Origin of the sequence: Mesorhizobium sp. M1396 (assembly GCF_040317725.1) — a bacterium.
GTDB lineage: Bacteria > Pseudomonadota > Alphaproteobacteria > Rhizobiales > Rhizobiaceae > Mesorhizobium.
The window spans coordinates 34,753-51,093 of the sequence record NZ_JAMYLA010000015.1; the positions used below are offsets into that span (position 1 = coordinate 34,753).

Annotated in this window: 18 protein-coding genes; 6 read left to right on the forward strand and 12 right to left on the reverse strand. The window is 64.1% G+C overall.

The window, feature by feature from the left end:
• The first annotated feature begins 13 nt into the window (after nt 1-13).
• Entirely contained in the window at nt 14-823 is an 810-nt protein-coding gene (locus tag NKH02_RS12125) for a phosphodiesterase (RefSeq protein WP_352879116.1), read from the forward strand.
• Between the two features lie 38 nt (nt 824-861).
• On the opposite strand, the gene NKH02_RS12130 is transcribed toward NKH02_RS12125, so the two are convergent.
• From NKH02_RS12130 to NKH02_RS12140, 3 genes are all read right to left on the reverse strand, one after another.
• Nucleotides 862-1,944: an ABC transporter ATP-binding protein gene (locus tag NKH02_RS12130; protein WP_352878980.1), complete on the reverse strand. Its 1,083-nt coding sequence runs from the start codon at nt 1,942-1,944 to the stop codon at nt 862-864.
• The gene (locus NKH02_RS12135) at nt 1,941-3,521 is read right to left on the reverse strand and encodes an ABC transporter permease (RefSeq protein WP_352867964.1); all 1,581 of its coding nucleotides are present in this window, start codon (nt 3,519-3,521) and stop codon (nt 1,941-1,943) included. Before NKH02_RS12135 ends, NKH02_RS12130 begins: the two co-directional genes overlap by 4 nt.
• 172 nt (nt 3,522-3,693) lie before the next feature.
• Nucleotides 3,694-4,701 carry an iron ABC transporter substrate-binding protein gene (locus NKH02_RS12140; RefSeq protein WP_352878983.1) on the reverse strand — a complete coding sequence of 336 codons (1,008 nt, stop codon included), beginning with the start codon at nt 4,699-4,701 and terminating at the stop codon, nt 3,694-3,696.
• Nucleotides 4,702-4,904: 203 nt separating this feature from the next.
• Here NKH02_RS12140 and NKH02_RS12145 point away from each other — a divergent pair, with 203 nt between their 5' ends.
• Both NKH02_RS12145 and NKH02_RS12150 read left to right on the forward strand, forming a co-directional pair.
• Complete coding sequence (locus NKH02_RS12145) at nt 4,905-5,456, forward strand: sigma-70 family RNA polymerase sigma factor (RefSeq protein WP_352867873.1); 552 nt, start codon at nt 4,905-4,907, stop codon at nt 5,454-5,456.
• A 1-nt stretch (nt 5,457) separates the two neighbouring features.
• The gene (locus NKH02_RS12150; RefSeq protein WP_352867871.1) at nt 5,458-6,096 is read left to right on the forward strand and encodes an NrsF family protein; all 639 of its coding nucleotides are present in this window, start codon (nt 5,458-5,460) and stop codon (nt 6,094-6,096) included.
• A gap of 301 nt (nt 6,097-6,397) precedes the next feature.
• On the opposite strand, the gene NKH02_RS12155 is transcribed toward NKH02_RS12150, so the two are convergent.
• The 7 genes from NKH02_RS12155 to NKH02_RS12185 all read right to left on the reverse strand — a co-directional run bounded on the left by NKH02_RS12155 (nt 6,398) and on the right by NKH02_RS12185 (nt 11,927).
• On the reverse strand, nt 6,398-7,276 hold the full coding sequence (locus NKH02_RS12155) for a 3-hydroxybutyryl-CoA dehydrogenase (RefSeq protein ID WP_352867869.1): 879 nt from the start codon (nt 7,274-7,276) through the stop codon (nt 6,398-6,400).
• 116 nt (nt 7,277-7,392) lie between these two features.
• Nucleotides 7,393-8,322, reverse strand: a complete 930-nt coding sequence (locus tag NKH02_RS12160; RefSeq protein ID WP_352878986.1) for an electron transfer flavoprotein subunit alpha/FixB family protein — start codon at nt 8,320-8,322, stop codon at nt 7,393-7,395.
• A gap of 157 nt (nt 8,323-8,479) precedes the next feature.
• A complete protein-coding gene (locus NKH02_RS12165; RefSeq protein WP_352867864.1) occupies nt 8,480-9,229 on the reverse strand; it encodes an electron transfer flavoprotein subunit beta/FixA family protein in 750 nt (249 codons plus the stop codon).
• 182 nt (nt 9,230-9,411) lie between these two features.
• On the reverse strand, nt 9,412-10,212 hold the full coding sequence (locus NKH02_RS12170) for a rhomboid family intramembrane serine protease (protein ID WP_352878988.1): 801 nt from the start codon (nt 10,210-10,212) through the stop codon (nt 9,412-9,414).
• 27 nt (nt 10,213-10,239) lie between these two features.
• The gene (locus NKH02_RS12175) at nt 10,240-10,821 is read right to left on the reverse strand and encodes a cob(I)yrinic acid a,c-diamide adenosyltransferase (RefSeq protein ID WP_352878991.1); all 582 of its coding nucleotides are present in this window, start codon (nt 10,819-10,821) and stop codon (nt 10,240-10,242) included.
• A 24-nt stretch (nt 10,822-10,845) separates the two neighbouring features.
• Entirely contained in the window at nt 10,846-11,037 is a 192-nt protein-coding gene (locus NKH02_RS12180; protein ID WP_352878994.1) for a twin transmembrane helix small protein, read from the reverse strand.
• A gap of 23 nt (nt 11,038-11,060) precedes the next feature.
• Nucleotides 11,061-11,927, reverse strand: coding sequence for an SDR family oxidoreductase (locus NKH02_RS12185; protein ID WP_352878997.1), 867 nt, complete (start codon nt 11,925-11,927; stop codon nt 11,061-11,063).
• 55 nt (nt 11,928-11,982) lie between these two features.
• Between NKH02_RS12185 and NKH02_RS12190 the strand changes: the two genes are divergently transcribed.
• Entirely contained in the window at nt 11,983-12,834 is an 852-nt protein-coding gene (locus NKH02_RS12190) for a YihY/virulence factor BrkB family protein (RefSeq protein ID WP_032906951.1), read from the forward strand.
• 97 nt (nt 12,835-12,931) lie between these two features.
• Here the strand turns inward: NKH02_RS12190 and NKH02_RS12195 are convergent, their stop codons facing one another.
• Both NKH02_RS12195 and gluQRS read right to left on the reverse strand, forming a co-directional pair.
• The gene (locus NKH02_RS12195; protein WP_352879000.1) at nt 12,932-13,807 is read right to left on the reverse strand and encodes a DMT family transporter; all 876 of its coding nucleotides are present in this window, start codon (nt 13,805-13,807) and stop codon (nt 12,932-12,934) included.
• A gap of 150 nt (nt 13,808-13,957) precedes the next feature.
• A complete protein-coding gene (gene gluQRS, locus NKH02_RS12200) occupies nt 13,958-14,833 on the reverse strand; it encodes a tRNA glutamyl-Q(34) synthetase GluQRS (RefSeq protein WP_352879118.1) in 876 nt (291 codons plus the stop codon).
• A gap of 73 nt (nt 14,834-14,906) precedes the next feature.
• On the opposite strand from gluQRS, the gene NKH02_RS12205 reads away from it, so the two are divergent.
• Together NKH02_RS12205 and NKH02_RS12210 are read left to right on the forward strand one after the other, a co-directional pair.
• A complete protein-coding gene (locus NKH02_RS12205) occupies nt 14,907-15,548 on the forward strand; it encodes a DNA-3-methyladenine glycosylase family protein (protein WP_352879003.1) in 642 nt (213 codons plus the stop codon).
• Nucleotides 15,549-15,676: 128 nt separating this feature from the next.
• On the forward strand, nt 15,677-16,234 hold the full coding sequence (locus NKH02_RS12210; protein ID WP_006328497.1) for an HNH endonuclease: 558 nt from the start codon (nt 15,677-15,679) through the stop codon (nt 16,232-16,234).
• The last annotated feature ends 107 nt before the right edge of the window (nt 16,235-16,341 follow it).

Sequence of the window (16,341 nt, forward strand, 5' to 3'; positions counted from 1 at the left end):
GAAGAAGTCCGCAATGAAAATCATCCAGGTCACCGACGTCCATCTTGGCCGGCAAGGCGAGCGCCGCTATGGCGCCGACCTGCATCAGCGGCTGGCTTCATGCATCGCGCACATCAATGCGCATCACGCCGATGCCGCGCTTTGCGTCCTCACCGGCGACCTGACCGAGACCGGCGCGCCCGAAAGCTATGCCGATCTCCGCGCCGCTCTGAGCGAGCTGTCGGTGCCCTTTCAACTGCTTCCGGGAAACCATGACCGGCGGGCCAATCTTGTTGCGGCGTTTCCTGAAATTCCGGTCGACGAGAACGGCTTCGTGCAGTCGGCTCGCCAAACAGCCGACGAGGTGCTGCTGTTCCTCGATTGCCTGGCGGAGGGCCGTGTCGAAGGCGAATTGTGCGACAAGCGGTTTGCCTGGTTGGAAGCCCGGCTCGAAGAAGCGGCAGGCCGGCCCGCCTATGTCTTCATGCATCATCCGCCGGTCACGCTCGGCCTGCCGCAACTCGATCCGCTCGCCCTTGAGCAACCCGAACGGTTGCTGGGCCTGCTTCGGGGTCATGGTAACGTCCGCCACATCTTCTTCGGCCACGTCCATCGCGACATCGCAGGCACGGTCGCCGGCATTCCGTTCTCGGCGCAGCGCGGCCTGCATGCCAGGTTCGAGCTTGCCCTCGACCGATCGAGCGAGATTGTCGAGCAAGCGCCGCCCTCCTACGCGGTCGTCCTCGTCGACAGCGCCAACGATCACGTGGTCGTGCACGGCTGCGATTTTCTCGAACAGTGGCCGATCTATTCCGGCGAGACCGGCGAACGCATCACCGTGTGAGTCGGATTGAGGCGCAGCGCCGAAAAGCTTTCGACCGTTCAGGCGAAGACATGCGCCTTTCCCGACACGGTCAGCCGGACGATCTCGCCGACCGCCGGCGCGTCCATGCCCGGTTTGCGCAGCACCAGCGGCGTGTTGCCGATGGCGGCCGCATCGGGCGGATCCGCATTGTTCAAGAGCCGCACCGCGATCGTGCACATCGAGCCGGCGAATTCCGATTCCGTGACTTCGCCGAACAGCATGTCCGAAGTGCCCGACATGCCCTCGCGCGACGTTCTTTTCAGCGCGATCTGCTCCGGCCGCAGCATGATGCGGGCAATGTCGCGGCTATCGTTGGTGTCGACCGCGATGCGGCCGAGTGGAGAATTGCCGAAGCCGCCCGATATCTTTGCCGGCAGGATGATGGCGTCGCCGAGGAACTCGGCGATCATCCTGTCCTTCGGCTTGAAATAGAGTTCGCGCGGCGTACCGATCTGCGAGAACTTGCCGTCGCGCATCACCGCGACCTGACTGGCGAAGGACAGCGCCTCGGCCTGGTCGTGCGTCACCAGGATGGTGGTGATGCCAGCGGTTTCCAGAAGCTCGGCCACCGCCTTGCGCATCGAGGCGCGCAGGCCGGTATCGAGCGCCGAGAACGGCTCGTCGAGAAGCATCAGTCTCGGCTTCATCGCCATGGCGCGGGCCAGTGCCACACGCTGCTGCTGGCCGCCGGAGAGCTCGTGCGGGCGGCGTTTGAGGATCGCCTTGTCGAGCCCGACGATATAGGCGAGTTCGACGATGCGCTCGGTGCGCTTGTCTTCGCCGCGGGCCATGCCGAAGCCGATATTGTCGCCAATGGTCAGATGCGGGAACAGGGCGCCATCCTGCGCCACCACGCCGATCCCGCGGCGATATGCCGGCACCGCCGCGCCGCCATTGGCCAGCACCTCGCCGTCGAGCGTGATGCGGCCCTGGTCCGGGGCCTCGAAGCCGGCGATCAGCCGCAGCAGGGTCGTCTTGCCGCAGCCGGACGGGCCGACGATTGCCGTGCGGCTGCCACTGGCGACGCTCAGGTCGACGCCGGCAAGCGCCGCCACCGGGCCGTAATGCTTGTGCAGGCCGCTGATTTCGAGAAAGCTCATCGTCCGGCCATCCGTTTCGACTGGACGTAAAGCAGCCAGGTCAAGGGAAGCGACATGGCCACCATGATGAAGGCGTAAGGGGCCGCGGAGGCATAATCAATCTCGCCGCTGTAGGACCAGAACGCCATCGCCAGCGTGCGGGTGCCGTTCGGCGCCAGCATCTGGGTGGCGGTCAGTTCGTTCATGATGCCGAGCGCCACCAGCGCCATGCCGGCCGCGGCACCTGGCGCCGACAGGCGGATCGTGGTCGACCACAGCGCCTGCAGCGGCGGCCGTCCGAGGCTGGAAGCGGCGCGTTCGAGTTCGACCGGCGCCTGCGCGATCGAGGCCCGCAGGCTGACCAGAGCGCGCGGCAGGAACATCAGCGCATAGGCCATCAGGATGGTAAACAGGGTCTGGTAGAGCGGAAGCGCGATGCGCACGGTGATGGTGACCAGCGCCAGCGCGATGACGACCCCCGGCAACGAGCCGACGATGTAGTTGCAGCCCTCCAGCAGACGCTGCAATGGCCCCGGCGCGCGGATCGAGATCCAGGCCATCGGCATGGCGGCGACCGTGGCGAGCAATGCGCCGGCGAGCGCCAGGAACAGCGTTTGGCCAAGCGCCAGCCCGATCTCGTCGAAGCGCCAGACAGCCGCGCCGCCGGCGGCAAGCCAGCCGCCGATGGTGACGAACGGCACGCCAAGCGCCAGCAGCGTGGTGACGACAAGCAAGGCGAGGCAAGGGACGGTGGCCCGTCCGAGGCTTGTGCGCTGCTGATAGCGCGCGGCGCCGGAGCCGACGCGGGCATAGCGCTCCTCGCCGCGCACCAGCACTTCGAGGCCGAGCAGCACGAAGCAGCAGCTCACCAGCACGCCGGCCAGCATGTTGGCGGCCGGGCCGTTGAAGGTCGACTGGAATTGGTCGACGATCGCCGTGGTGAAGGTGTCGAAGCGGATGAAGACATAGAGGCCGTACTCGGCCAGCAGATGCAGCCCGACCAGCAGCGAACCGCCGCAGATGGCGAGCCGCAATTGCGGCAGCACGACACGCCAGAACACGCGCCGGGGCCCAAGGCCGAGTGCGGCGGCGGCGTCCTCGAGAGCGGGATCGAGACGGCGCAACGCCGCCGACACCGGCAGATACAGGAACGGGAAGTAGGCGATCACGGAAATCAGGACGCCGGCCCACAGGCCGTGCAGTCCTGGCACCATGGTGATCCAGGCATAGCTGTGCACGAAAGCGGGGATGGCGAGCGGCGCCACGCACAGCCAGGCCCAGAACCGGGCGCCCGGCAAGTCGCTGCGCTCGGTCAGCCAGGCCAGGGCAACCGACAGCACGATGGTGATCGGCACGCAGAGCGCGACCAGCAGGATAGTATTGACCAGAAGCTCGCCGACACGTGGCCGGAAGACCAGCGCCGAGACGGTTTCCCAGCCGGTCCGCACCGCGATCCAGATGATGAAGGCAAGCGGCAGCAGCGCCAGCAGCGCAACGAAGACGGCGGCGATGACCAGCCAAAGCGGTGCGCGTCGCCGAGCCCTTCGGCCTGTGCCCGAAGGCAGGCCCGAGCGCGCGAGATCGACCGCAGACTGCATCAGGTCAGACGCCGCGCCGTTGCCGTCCAGCGGCAGCAATTGAAGGACCGCGATCGGTCGGGAACACAGCGTGTCGTCATCGACGAATGCCATCTCGAAAAGCAAAATCACTCCCGCGGAAGGCGAATTCCCGCGGGAGCGTGGTCGGTTGTCCTTTTAGGAGGAATGGCAACTAAAGCAAGCCGGCTGCCGTCATCAGGTCGGTGACCTTCTTGGAGTTCAGCGTCGTGGCATCGACTTTCGGCGCCTGCAGATCGGCGAGCGGCACCAGCTTCGGGTTGGACTCCGCACCCTTGCCGACCGCGTATTCGAAGGAATCGCCGGTCTTCAGCACGTCCTGGCCGCCCTTGCCGGTCACCCATTTCAGGAAGGCCTGGGCTTCCTTCGGATGCTTGCTCGAAGCCAGCACACCGCCGCCGGAAACCGAGACGAACGCGCCCGGATCCTGGTTCTTGAAATAGTGCAACTCGACATTCTTGCTGTTTTCGCCGGTCTTGGCCTGATCGCCGAAATAGTAATAATGGTAGATCACGCCGCCTTCGATTTCGCCGGCGTTGACCGCCTTCATCACCGTGCTGTTGCCCTTGTAGGCGGTGAAATTGGTCTTCATCGCTTTCAGCCAGTCCGCCGTGGCGGCCTCGCCCTTGAGCTGAAGCAGCGCACTGACGATGGCCTGGAAATCGGCGCCCGAGGGGGAGGCCGCCCAACGGCCCTTCCAGCTCGGATCGGCGAGGTCAAGCATCGACTTGGGCAGCTGGTCGGCGGTCAGCTTGGTCTTGTTATAGGCAAACACCGTGCTGCGCGCCGCGACGCCGACCCATTTGCCGCTGGCCGGCTGATAGTCCTGAGGAACCTGGGCCAGTGTGTCGGCTTCGACCGGCGCGAACAGGCCGGCATTTTCGACCAGCACCATGGCCGGCGAGTTTTCCGTCAGGAACACGTCCGCGGGCGAAGCAGCGCCCTCGGCGACGATCTGGTTCGAGAAATCGCTGTCGCCGCCATTGCGCACGGTGACCTTGATGCCGGTCTCCTTGGTGAAGCCTTCGGCCCATGCCTTGGTCAGGCTCTCGTGCTGCGCATTGTAGACAATGATGCCATCATCCTCCGCCATGGCCGGACCGGCGAGCAGGGTGATTGCCAGCACGGTGGCGCCGACGAGGGTGGAAAGAGCGTATTTCATGTCACTGTCCTCGATCTCCGGGGTCTTCGGTCTTTCAGGGCCGCACCTATCGATACCTGACCAGGATAGTCAACATTGCTTTGCTGATTTTGATCGAGCGCCTGCAAACTTTCGTGATTTGCCGCTAGTTTGGCTTGGACATTATTTCGCCGGCCACGTAACAAATCAGCGCCGAGACGCGAAAATCGGGGGAGTGAACTCTTGTGAGCGGCAAGGACGAGGCCGAGCTTTCCCGGCTGATGCGGGCCGCGATCGCGGGAGATGAAAGGGCCTATGCCGACTTTCTGCACCGGATTGCCGCGCTGGTGCGCGGTTTTGTCAGGCGCAAGATCGTGCGGGGCGGGGTCGATCCCGAGGATGTCGTGCAGGAAACCTTGCTGGCCATTCATGTGAAACGACATACCTGGCGCCAGGATGCGCCGGTGTTGCCGTGGATCTATGCAATCGCCCGCTTCAAGCTCATCGACGCGTTCCGGCGGCGTGGACGGCGCATCGAGATCGATGTCGACGATATCGCCGAGACGTTCGCCGAGCCGGAAACGGAAACCGTCAGCGAGCGCGACATCACCCGGGCTTTGGACGGCCTGTCGCCGGCACAGCGCTCGGTGGTCTCAGCCGTTTCGGTGGAAGGCCGCTCCATTGGAGAGACGGCGGCAAAGTTCGGTATCAGCGAGACGGCGGTGCGTGTGTCGCTGCATCGGGGACTTGCCGCGATAGCCAAGCGGTTCGGGCAGGGGCGATTCGGGCGGGAATGACATGAGGACGGACGATCTCATCAAGGCGCTGGATGCCGATGCCCGGAGCAAGGCGATGCCGTTGCAATCGGCCTGGTGGGTGGCCGCCGGTGCGGCCGCGGTGATCGCGGCCGTCGTTTTCCTGCTGACCATCGGTCCGCGCCCGGACTTCATGGCGGCCGCCCACACGATACGCTTTCTTTCCAAATTCGTCTTCACCATCGTGCTTGCCGTCAGTGCCTTTGCCCTGGTCCGCGCCTTGTCGACGCCGGGAGCCTCGACGGGCCGGGCAATGGCCTGGATGGCCGCTGCGCCGGTGTTGATAGCCGTGGCGGTGGTTCTGGAGCTTTTCATGGTGCCGGAGGCGCTGTGGGGCACAAGGATGGTCGGCTCCAACATGATGATCTGCATGGCATTCATCCCTTTGATCGGCATCGGTCCGCTTGCCATTTTCCTGTGGATGCTGCGCTATGGCGCACCGACACGGCCGGTGCTTGCCGGCGCGGCTGCGGGCCTGCTCGCCGGCGGGCTCGCGGCGACCTTCTACGCCGCGCACTGCTTCGACGACTCGCCGCTTTTCGTCGCCACCTGGTACTCGCTGGCGATCGCGGCGCTCGCGCTGCTTGGCGCGCTTGGCGGGCGATTCTTCGTGCGCTGGTAGTGCGCCACGGCGATCACGATCCGTGCTCGCCGATCCTTAATCATGCCGGCAACCGTTTGTCGGTTAGCGACAGCACCGCTATGGACTGGACTTCACCTGGGACGACCGCACTCACGTGATCGGCGCCAGCATGGGCTGGCTGCGATCAACGCCAATTGCGGCGAGGCGGCCGGCCATGGCTGCGTTTCCTTGGCGCCGGACGGCGAAAGCAGGGCCGATCGGGAAGAACCGCCCGCGCCACTGGCCGTGGCGTCTTGATCAGAACCGGTCCCGAAAAGAGTCTGCTGCTGACGCGGTTTGATCAGCGCGTCGGAACGGGATGCTCGCCGCGATAGTCGTAGAAGCCGCGCCCGGTCTTGCGGCCGAGCCACCCGGCTTCGACATATTTCACCAGCAGCGGGCAAGGGCGGTACTTCGAGTCCGACAGGCCGTCATGCAGCACCTGCATGATCGACAGACAGGTATCGAGCCCGATGAAGTCAGCCAACTGCAGCGGCCCCATCGGATGGTTGGCGCCGAGCCGCATGGCGGTGTCGATGGCATCGACCGAGCCGACACCCTCATAGAGCGTGTAGATCGCTTCGTTGATCATCGGCAGCAGGATGCGGTTGACGATGAAGGCCGGAAAATCCTCCGAGACCGTGATCGTCTTATCGAGCTGCTTCACATAGGTCTTGGCCGCCTCGAAGGTCTGGTCCTCGGTGGCGATGCCGCGCACCAGCTCGACCAGCTTCATCAGCGGCACCGGGTTCATGAAATGTATGCCGATGAACCGCTCCGGCCGGTCGGTCTGCGCGGCAAGCCGCGTGATCGAGATCGACGAGGTGTTGGTCGCCAGGATAGCTTCGGGATTGAGCTGCGGACAAAGCTGGGCGTAGATCTTGCGCTTGACCGTCTCGTCCTCGGTCGCCGCCTCGATCACCAGATCGGCGCCGGCAAGATCCGCCATCGCCGGCGCGGAAGAGATGCGCGCCATCGCGTCGTTGCGCACCTTCTCCTCGAGCTTGCCGGACCCCACTTGCCGGGCCATGTTGCCGCTGATGGTGGCGATGCCCTTCTCGATGCGGTCGGGGGATATATCGTGGATCAGCACCTTGTAGCCCGAAAGCGCGGAGACATGGGCGATGCCGCCGCCCATCTGGCCCGCGCCGATGATGCCGATCGTCTCGATCTTGCTCATTACACCGATCCCGTCAAAAGGCCTTTGCGGCCTGCTTTTTGTGCGGTGCAAACTAAAAGGGCGGGGCGACTTCGTCTACCCCACCCTCACCATTTAATACGCTTTGGCAGAAAGCGTCAAAGCGCCTTTTGCAGCTCCGGCAAAATGACGAAGAGATCGCCGACGAGGCCGTAGTCGGCAACCTGGAAAATCGGCGCCTCCTCGTCCTTGTTGATGGCGACGATGACCTTCGAATCCTTCATGCCGGCAAGGTGCTGGATGGCGCCGGAGATGCCCACCGCGATGTAGAGATCAGGGGCGACGACCTTGCCGGTCTGGCCGACCTGCCAGTCGTTCGGCGCATAGCCGGCATCGACGGCGGCGCGGGAAGCGCCGACGGCTGCACCGAGCTTGTCGGCGACCGGCAGGATGACTTCCTGGAACTTCTCCGCCGAACCCAGCGCGCGGCCGCCCGAGATGATGATCTTGGCCGAGGTCAGTTCCGGACGGTCGGTCTCCGAGAGCTTGTTCTCGACGAAGGAGGACAGGCCCGGATTGGCCGCGGCCTTGACGGTCTCGATGGAGGCCGAACCGCCCTCGGACGCGGCCTGGAAAGAGGCCGTGCGGACCGTGATCACCTTCTTGGCGTCGGTCGACTGCACCGTCTGGATGGCGTTGCCGGCATAGATCGGCCGCTTGAAGGTGTCGGGCGAGACGACTTCGATGATCTCGGACACCTGCGCGACGTCGAGCAGGGCAGCCACGCGTGGCGCGACATTCTTGCCCGACGAGGTCGCCGGCGCGATGATGGTGTCGTAGGCGCCCGCCAGCGACACAACCAGTGCCGCCGTCGGTTCGGCGAGGCGCTCGGCGAGTTCGTCGGCTTCGGCCAAGAGCACCTTGCTCACGCCCTTCAGCTTGGAGGCAGCGTCGGCCGCCGGCTTGGCGCCCTTGCCGGCAACCAGCACATGCACGTCCGAACCGATCCGCAGCGCCGCCGACAGCGCCTTGGCGGTCTGGTCGGAAAGGGTGGCGTTGTCGTGTTCTGCAATCAGAAGAATAGCCATTGATGATATTCCTGACTTTCGTTTTCGCGGCTCCCTGAAATCCGGTCAGGCCGAGTCGAAAACGGTTGGTTTCGAGAACCGGAGCGGAGCGTACTTCAGTACGTGAGCACCGGAAGCGGAGAAACCGACCGTTTGCAGGCCGGCCTCATCGGATTTCCTAGAGCACGCCGGCTTCGTTCTTGAGCTTGTCGATCAGCTCGGCGACGCTCTTGACCTTGACGCCCGCCTTGCGGCCACTCGGCTCCTCGGTCCTGATGACTTTCAGCCGCGGCTTGACGTCGGCGCCGTAGTCGGCCGGGCTCTTCTCGTCGAGCTGCTTCTTCTTGGCCTTCATGATGTTGGGCAGCGAGGCATAGCGCGGCTGGTTGAGGCGAAGGTCGGCGGTGACGATCGCCGGCATCTTCAGTTCCACCGTCTGCAGGCCGCCGTCGACCTCGCGCGTCACCTTGGCCTTGTCGCCCTCGAGCACGATCTTGGAAGCGAAGGTGCCCTGCGCCCAGCCCAGCAGCGCCGCCAGCATCTGGCCGGTCTGGTTGCTGTCGTCGTCGATCGCCTGCTTGCCGAGGATGACGAGGCCGGGCTGTTCGGCGTCGACGACGCCCTTCAGCACCTTGGCGACGCCGAGCGGCTCGGTCTGTTCGTCGGTCTTGACCAGGATGGCGCGGTCGGCGCCCATGGCGAGCGCGGTGCGCAGGGTTTCCTGCGCCTGCTGCGGGCCGATCGAAACGACGATGATTTCTTCCGCCTTGCCGGCTTCCTTCAGCCGGATCGCTTCTTCCACCGCGATCTCGTCGAACGGGTTCATCGCCATCTTGACGTTGGCGAGTTCCACCGCCGAACCATCAGCTTTCACGCGAACCTTGACGTTCGCATCCACAACCCGCTTCACGGGCACAAGGATCTTCATTTGCCTGTCACCTCTCTTGAGATAGTTGGGCGCGCCTATAGCAGCCTGCGCCCCTGCTGAGTTGTCGAAAGCCGACATTCCGGATGGAAATTCTGGTCTTTGACCGCCTTAGGCCGCGGCGGAGACGTTTCCGTAGTTGCGGCAACCCTGCACGTCAATACGCTGCAAGCAGCCAAATCGGTTCAGTCCGAACTGGGAGCGCTTCCTCGCCCCCAGCGCGGCGTCGCGGCGGGTGGATCTGGGATCAGCGGTTCCGTGGCAACGTGCTGTTGGTTGGGAGCGGTGGGCGCGACGTCTTCGTCAGGGCCTGCAAACAGCGGCACACCGCGGCTGCGCAATATGAGCACCAGAATGGCGCCGGCGATGATGCCGCCTATGTGGCAGGCCCAGGAGATCTGGTCCTCGCCGCCGGCGGCAAACATCACCACCTGGAACAGCACCCACAGAATGAGCGGGATGAACGCTGGAATGCGCAGCGGGATGCGGGCAAAGGCCAGCACCCAGACCTTCACCCTGGGATAAAGGATCAGATAGGCGACGACCACGCCGGCGATGGCCCCGGACGCGCCGATCAGCGGCACTTGCGAATCCCAGGCGACGAGCCCCTGGAAGGCCGCTCCCGCAATAGCGCATAACAGGTAGAAGATGAGGTAGCGGATGTGGCCGAGCGCATCCTCGACATTGTCGCCGAACACCCACAGGAACAGCATGTTGCCGCCGAGGTGGAAGATGTCGGCGTGCAGGAAGGAATAGCTGAGATAGCTCAGGCTTTCGGGGATGACGATAAAGCGAGGGTCAAGCTCGGCTGTGTCATGCACGACCGACGGAATGAAGCCGAGGCCAAGCACGGCGGCATTGGTGAAACTCTCGCCGCCTAGCGCGGTGGCGAAATAGACCAGGGCGTTGGCCACGATCAGCCCGATCGTCACATATTGCAGGCGGATGTGCCGCAGCCTGTTGGTGTCGTAAAGCGGGATGAACATGCCCAGGCCCTCTTCCGCTTTCGACCATCAGCGGTTCTTGCCGGGAACCCATAGCACGTCGGCGTTTCCGTTGTCATTGACCGCCCGGGCGGCGACAAACAGGAAATCCGAGACGCGGTTGATGTATTTCAGCCCGTCGCGGTTGACGTGTTCGTTCGGGTCCTGGGCCAGGGCCACCATCAGCCGTTCAGCTCGCCGCGCCACGGTGCGGGCAAGGTGAAGGGCGGCGGCCGCCGGTGTGCCGCCATTGAGCACGAAGGATTTGAGCGGCTGAAGCTCCTTGTTGAGCAGGTCGATCTCCTTCTCGACCCGGTCGGTCTGCACGGCGACGATGCGAAGCGGCTCATAGCCGAGCGGCTTGCCGTCGTCGGGCACGGCGAGATCGGCGCCGAGGTCGAATAGATCGTTCTGGATGCGGGAAAGCATGGCGTCGATCGCGGGGTGAGCCGATGCCGTATGCACCCGGGCGATGCCGATGCAGGCATTGGCCTCGTCGACCGTGCCGTAGGCGTCCACCCGCAGATCGGATTTCAGCCGCCGTTCGCCGGTGCCGAGACCCGTGGTGCCATCATCGCCGGTGCGGGTGTAGATCTTGTTGAGCTTGACCACGTCGCCTCCCGGCCGCCGATATCCTCACTTGCGGGTGAAATACACCGCAAGCAGGATCAGCGCCAGCGCCACGGCCTGCAACAGAACGCGTGCTTGCATCAGCTTGTTCGAGGTGACGCCGGAGCCGCCGCGCATCACGTTGATGAGGCCGCGAACAAGCACGATCACCACGGCGACCATGACCAGAATGGCGAGGATGTTGAAGGCGGTTGCCATGGTGTGTTCCCAGTTCAGTTGATTCAGGCGCGTTTGGCAAGGATGCGGTAGAGCATCGATGCGGGCAGGATGCGTTTGAGCACCGCACCGATCCTGGCCGGCACCGTTACCACATAGTGGGCGCGCGGGCGCCGCGACAGAAGTGCATGGCGCAGCGCCGCGTGAACCACTTCCGGCCCGGGCTTCAAGGCCGATTGGCTGCCGCCAGCCCGCAGCCGCTCCAGTTGCGCCGCATAATCGAGGCGGTGGACCGAAGTCTCGTGATCGATGTTCTTCAAGAACCAGGGAAGCGCATTGCTGGCGATCTTCGACGTTACCGGCCCCGGCTCGATCAGCGAGACATGGATGCCGCTGCCCCCAACTTCCTGATGCAGGCACAGCATCAGACCTTCCAGCGCGTGTTTCGACGCCGAATAGGCGCCGCGAAAACGCACTGGCGTCAGGCCGAGGATCGACGAGCAGTGGACGATGCGGCCGTAACCCTGGCGGCGCATCACCGGCACCAGCCGGCGGGTCAGGTCATGCCAGCCGAAGAAATTCGCCTCGAACTGCTCCTTGAGCGCTGCCACCGGCAAATCCTCGACGGCGCCGGCTTGCGCATAGGCGCCGTTGTTGAACAGGGCATCGAGCCTGCCGCCCGTGCGGTCGAGCACCGCCGTAACCAGCGCGGCGATGGAGTCCGGCTCGCAATAATCGAGATAGAAGGCCTCGATGCCGTCGGCCTCGAGTGCGGCGATGTCCCGGGGCTTGCGCGCCGTCGCGAACACCCGCCAGCCTTCCGCCTTCAACGCGCGGGCGCAGTACGCGCCTATTCCAGAGGATGCGCCGGTGACGATGATCGAGCGCAATTCTTGCGCCGGACTGCTCGTGGTTTCGCCAAGGGTTGCCATTTGCCGCAATCCCTTCCCATATTCCCGGCGTGGAGACAATTGGAGGGCACGGTTCTTGTTGCGGAAGATCGTTGCCCTCAAACGGGTCCTCTACGACGCGCTTGGCCATTTCAATACCGATGATGGCTGGGCGATGGCCAGCCATCTGGCGATCACATCGCTGATGGCGCTGTTCCCGTTCCTGATCTTCGCCACGACGCTGGCGAGCTTCCTCGGCGCGCAGGCGTTCTCCGACACGGCCGTGCACCTGGTGTTCGACACCTGGCCCGAACAGATCGCCAAGCCGATCGCGCGCGAAGTGCTCAATGTGCTGACCGTCAGGCGCACCGACCTCTTGACCTACGGCGTGCTGCTTGCCGCCTACTTCGCCTCGAACGGCATCGAGGCGCTGCGCACATCGCTCAACCGCGCCTATCGCGTCTCGGAAACGCGCGGCATCATCTACCGCCGGGTCCAGAGCATCATCTTCGTGCTCATCGCAACGGCCGGGTTTCTGGCGATCAGCGTGCTCCTGGTGTTCGCGCCGCTGCTGGCGCGACTCGCCGAAGCCCATATCGACTGGATCAAGCCTTATATGGGCACCATCACGCTGTGGCGTTATGTGATCGCCTCGGCGGTCATCGTCGGCGGATTGTTTGCCGTCCATTTCTGGCTGCCGGCGGGCAAGCGCCGCCTGGTGTCGATCGTCCCGGGCATCATCTTCACGCTTTCCGGATGGCTTGTCGGTTCGACTGTCTTCGCCACCTATCTCGACCATTTCTCGTCCTACGTGACGACCTACGCCGGCCTCGCCTCGATCATGATCGCCGTGGTCTTCCTCTACATGGTCTCGGCGATCTTCATCCTTGGCGGCGAGCTCAATGCAGCGATCAGCCGCTATCTTGAGGCACGCGCGCGGGTCGGATGAGTCGGTGCTGGGCGGATAGAGGAATTGAAGAATTGAAGAATTGAAGAATTGAAGAATGGGCTGTCGCTTGGGTTCCTCAGTTCCTCAGTTCCTCAATTCATCCCTTGTTCGGCCGAGCTGTTGCCAGGCCAACGCCGAATGTCGTGATCGCCATGCCGGCAATCTGCAGCACGTTGAGTTGCTCGTCGAACAAGGCCCAGGCGATGATGGCCGTCACCGCCGGCACCAAATAGAACAGCGAGGCCACTTTCGACATCTCGCCGTCGCGGATCATCACCATCAGCAGGAAGATGGCGCCGAGCGACAGCACCAGCACCAGCCAGGCCATGGCGAAGATCAATTCGCCGTTGATGACGACCGTGTGCGTCTCGAAGGCCAGCGCGGCCAGGAGCATCAGCGACGCACCACCGACATATTGCCACATGGTCGCCGCGACGAGGTCGCCGCCGGAGGCAAAGCGCTTCTGCCAGATGGTGCCGGCGCTCATGCCGAGCACCGAGACCAGCGAGGCGGTCAGCGTCGCCGCCGTTACGCCGCCGCCGAGCGCGCCGAGCTTCGGCCACAGCACGATGACGATGCCGATGAGGCCGATGCCAAGGCCAAGCCAGTGGCGCGGCAGAATCGCCTCGCCGAGAAACTTGCCGGCGAGCACCGCCGTGATCAGCGGCTGCAGGCCGACGATCAGGGCCGAAAAGCCGGCCGGCATGCCCCTGTGGATGGCCCAGAACACGGCGCCGAGATAGACGCCGTGCATCAGGATGCCGGCGCCGGTGGCATGCAGCGCTTCCTCGCGGGTGGCTCTCTTGGAGCCCAGCACAAGCATCAAAACAGCCAGCAGAATGGCGGCGATGACGAAACGCGCGGCAAGGAAGGTGAAGGGCTCCGCCCACGGCATGGCGTAGCGCGCGCCGATGAAGCCGGTCGCCCACAGGACAACGAAGGTGGCGGGAATGAACCGCTTTATGCTGTGCATGTTCCGGAGACCGCCGTGCTGGGGAGAGTTGACCGTGACGCTGCTCTACTGCGCTTCAATCCGACGCGCAAAGCGAAACCATTGATCCATGCATCATCGGAATTCAACGGCCGGGACGTTTGGCAGGTGGTTTCTCTGATCTCGCCCGGCTTAAAGCCCGACCATCCGCCTGACGTCATCAGGCGATGCCCCGGCGTTGCGTAAGGCGGCAAGGCCGGTGTCGCCGAGGCTCTTGGACAGCTTTCGTCCATCGGGCCCGAGAATGAGGCGGTGGTGGAAATAGGCCGGCTGCGGCAGCCCGAGGAGTTGCTGCAGCAGGCGCTGCACGCCGGTGGCGGAAAACAGATCCTGCCCGCGCACGACGTGGCTGATGCCTTGCAGCGCATCGTCCATGACGACGGCGAGGTGGTAGCTGGTCGGGATGTCGCGGCGCGCCACGATCACGTCGCCCCACTCCCGCGGGCGGGCTTCGACAGAGCGCGTCGCAAGCAGCGTCTCGTCGGAATACTCGGTCCATGACAGGGCCTTGCCGACACGCGCCATGGCGGCGCCGACATCCAGTCGCCAGGCGAAGGGCGTATTCTCGGCGATCCGCCGCTTGCGTTCCTTCATCGGCAGCGCCTTGTCGGCGGCGGGATAGAGCGGTACGCCGTCGGGATCGCGCGGCCAATCGCGTCCGTGCTTTTCGCTGTCGGTGATAAAGGCGCGGATCTCGCCTCGGCTCATGAAGGCGGGATAGACGAGTTCTTCCGCGATCAGCCGGTCAAGCATCGCCTTGTACTCGGCGAAATGCTCTGACTGGCGGCGCACCGGCTCTTCCCAGGCGAGTCCCAGCCATTTCAGGTCGGCAAGCACGCCGGCCTCGAATTGCGGCGTGCAGCGCACCGTGTCGATATCCTCGATGCGCAGCAGCAGCCGGCCGTCACCCTGCGTCGCCAGTTTCTGGTTGAGCAGCGCCGAATAGGCGTGGCCGAGATGCAGGTCGCCGTTGGGGCTGGGCGCGAAGCGGAATGTCAGGAGTGTCATCTCTCGGGCGGCAATCATGTTTTGCGGCGCTTCGCCAATTGCTACCCTGTCGACGGTCAAGGAACAAGAAAGCATGCAGCGTATCGTGACATCGGACGACATTGCCCGGGGGCTCGATGCGCTTTGCGTGATCGACCCGCGCCTGGAAAAGGTGCGCGGCATGGCCGGCGAGGTGCCGCTGCGGCTTTCCGAGCCGGGGTTTCGAAGCCTGGCTTCGATTGTCGTTTCGCAGCAAGTGTCGCGCGCCAGCGCCGATGCGATCTTCGGCCGGCTGACCAAACTCGTCGATCCGCTGACGCCGCGGGCTATCCTGGCCGCCGGCGAAGACATGTTTCGCGAGGCCGGCCTGTCGCGGCCGAAGCAGCGCGGCCTGATCGCTGTTGCCCAGGCGGTGATCGACGGCCTCGACCTGCATCACCTCTGTTCGCTCGATGCCCAGGAGGCGATCACGACAATGACGGCGGTGTCCGGCATCGGTCCATGGACGGCGGAAGTGTACCTGCTGTTTGCCGCCGGGCACCCCGACATCTTCCCAGCGCGCGACGTCGCCTTGCAGAGCGCGGTCGGCCACGCGCTCGGCATCGACCCGCGTCCGCCGGAGAAAACACTGATCCAACTCGCCGAATCATGGAGCCCCTGGCGAGGTGTCGCGTCGCGGCTTTTCTGGTCCTATTATCGCGAAACCAGAGGGCGGGACGCCGCACCGCCGGCCTGAAACCGCAAAAAAGCCTGAAAATCATGTCTTTTTGCCGCTTCGACGACGCGACAATCCGCTTCACATCCCTGTCATGTCGGGCTTACAGTATCCTCGCCGTTCGGTTCTAGAACCAAGGAGGTAAACACGTGACGGTTGCCGTATCTCCGGATGGGCTTCCAGCACTGGTGCTGAATGCGGATTACCGCCCGCTCAGCTATTACCCCTTGTCGCTCTGGTCCTGGCAGGACGCGATCAAGGCGGTGTTCCTCGATCGGGTGAACATCGTCGCCGAATACGAGCACGCCGTCTCCTCGCCGACCTTCTCGATGAAGCTGCCGAGCGTGGTCAGCCTCAAGGCCTATGTGAAGCCGTCGAGGCATCCGGCCTTCACCCGCTTCAACGTCTTCCTGCGTGACCGCTTCCAGTGCCAGTATTGCGGCACGCCGGAGGACCTGACCTTCGATCACGTTATCCCCCGCCATCGCGGCGGTGCCACGACGTGGGAGAATGTCGTTGCCGCCTGCTCGCCCTGCAATCTGAGGAAGGGCGGCATGATGCCGGCGCACGCCAAGATGTGGCCGCTGCAGAAGCCCTTCCAGCCGACAGTGCATGATCTGCACAATAACGGCCGCCTGTTCCCGCCCAACCATCTGCATGAGAGCTGGATGGATTACCTCTACTGGGATGTCGAGCTGGAGCCGTAGAGTTCGGCACATCAGCTATGGCAAGGCAACTGCCGAAGTTGGTGCTGTCCCTCATCCGGCTGCCGCCACCTTCTCCCCGTATAGTGACGGGGAGAAGGGAAGCTGCG

Coding starts and splice junctions, on each gene's coding strand:
- NKH02_RS12205 (WP_352879003.1), top strand. CDS start 14,907: ATGCAGCGTATCGTGACATCGGACGACATTGCCCGGGGGCTCGATGCG.
- NKH02_RS12125 (WP_352879116.1), top strand. CDS start 14: ATGAAAATCATCCAGGTCACCGACGTCCATCTTGGCCGGCAAGGCGAG.
- NKH02_RS12195 (WP_352879000.1), bottom strand. CDS start 13,807: ATGCACAGCATAAAGCGGTTCATTCCCGCCACCTTCGTTGTCCTGTGG.
- NKH02_RS12150 (WP_352867871.1), top strand. CDS start 5,458: ATGAGGACGGACGATCTCATCAAGGCGCTGGATGCCGATGCCCGGAGC.
- NKH02_RS12165 (WP_352867864.1), bottom strand. CDS start 9,229: ATGAAGATCCTTGTGCCCGTGAAGCGGGTTGTGGATGCGAACGTCAAG.
- NKH02_RS12185 (WP_352878997.1), bottom strand. CDS start 11,927: ATGGCAACCCTTGGCGAAACCACGAGCAGTCCGGCGCAAGAATTGCGC.
- NKH02_RS12180 (WP_352878994.1), bottom strand. CDS start 11,037: ATGGCAACCGCCTTCAACATCCTCGCCATTCTGGTCATGGTCGCCGTG.
- gluQRS (WP_352879118.1), bottom strand. CDS start 14,833: ATGACACTCCTGACATTCCGCTTCGCGCCCAGCCCCAACGGCGACCTG.
- NKH02_RS12135 (WP_352867964.1), bottom strand. CDS start 3,521: ATGCAGTCTGCGGTCGATCTCGCGCGCTCGGGCCTGCCTTCGGGCACA.
- NKH02_RS12170 (WP_352878988.1), bottom strand. CDS start 10,212: ATGTTCATCCCGCTTTACGACACCAACAGGCTGCGGCACATCCGCCTG.
- NKH02_RS12140 (WP_352878983.1), bottom strand. CDS start 4,701: ATGAAATACGCTCTTTCCACCCTCGTCGGCGCCACCGTGCTGGCAATC.
- NKH02_RS12130 (WP_352878980.1), bottom strand. CDS start 1,944: ATGAGCTTTCTCGAAATCAGCGGCCTGCACAAGCATTACGGCCCGGTG.
- NKH02_RS12160 (WP_352878986.1), bottom strand. CDS start 8,322: ATGGCTATTCTTCTGATTGCAGAACACGACAACGCCACCCTTTCCGAC.
- NKH02_RS12155 (WP_352867869.1), bottom strand. CDS start 7,276: ATGAGCAAGATCGAGACGATCGGCATCATCGGCGCGGGCCAGATGGGC.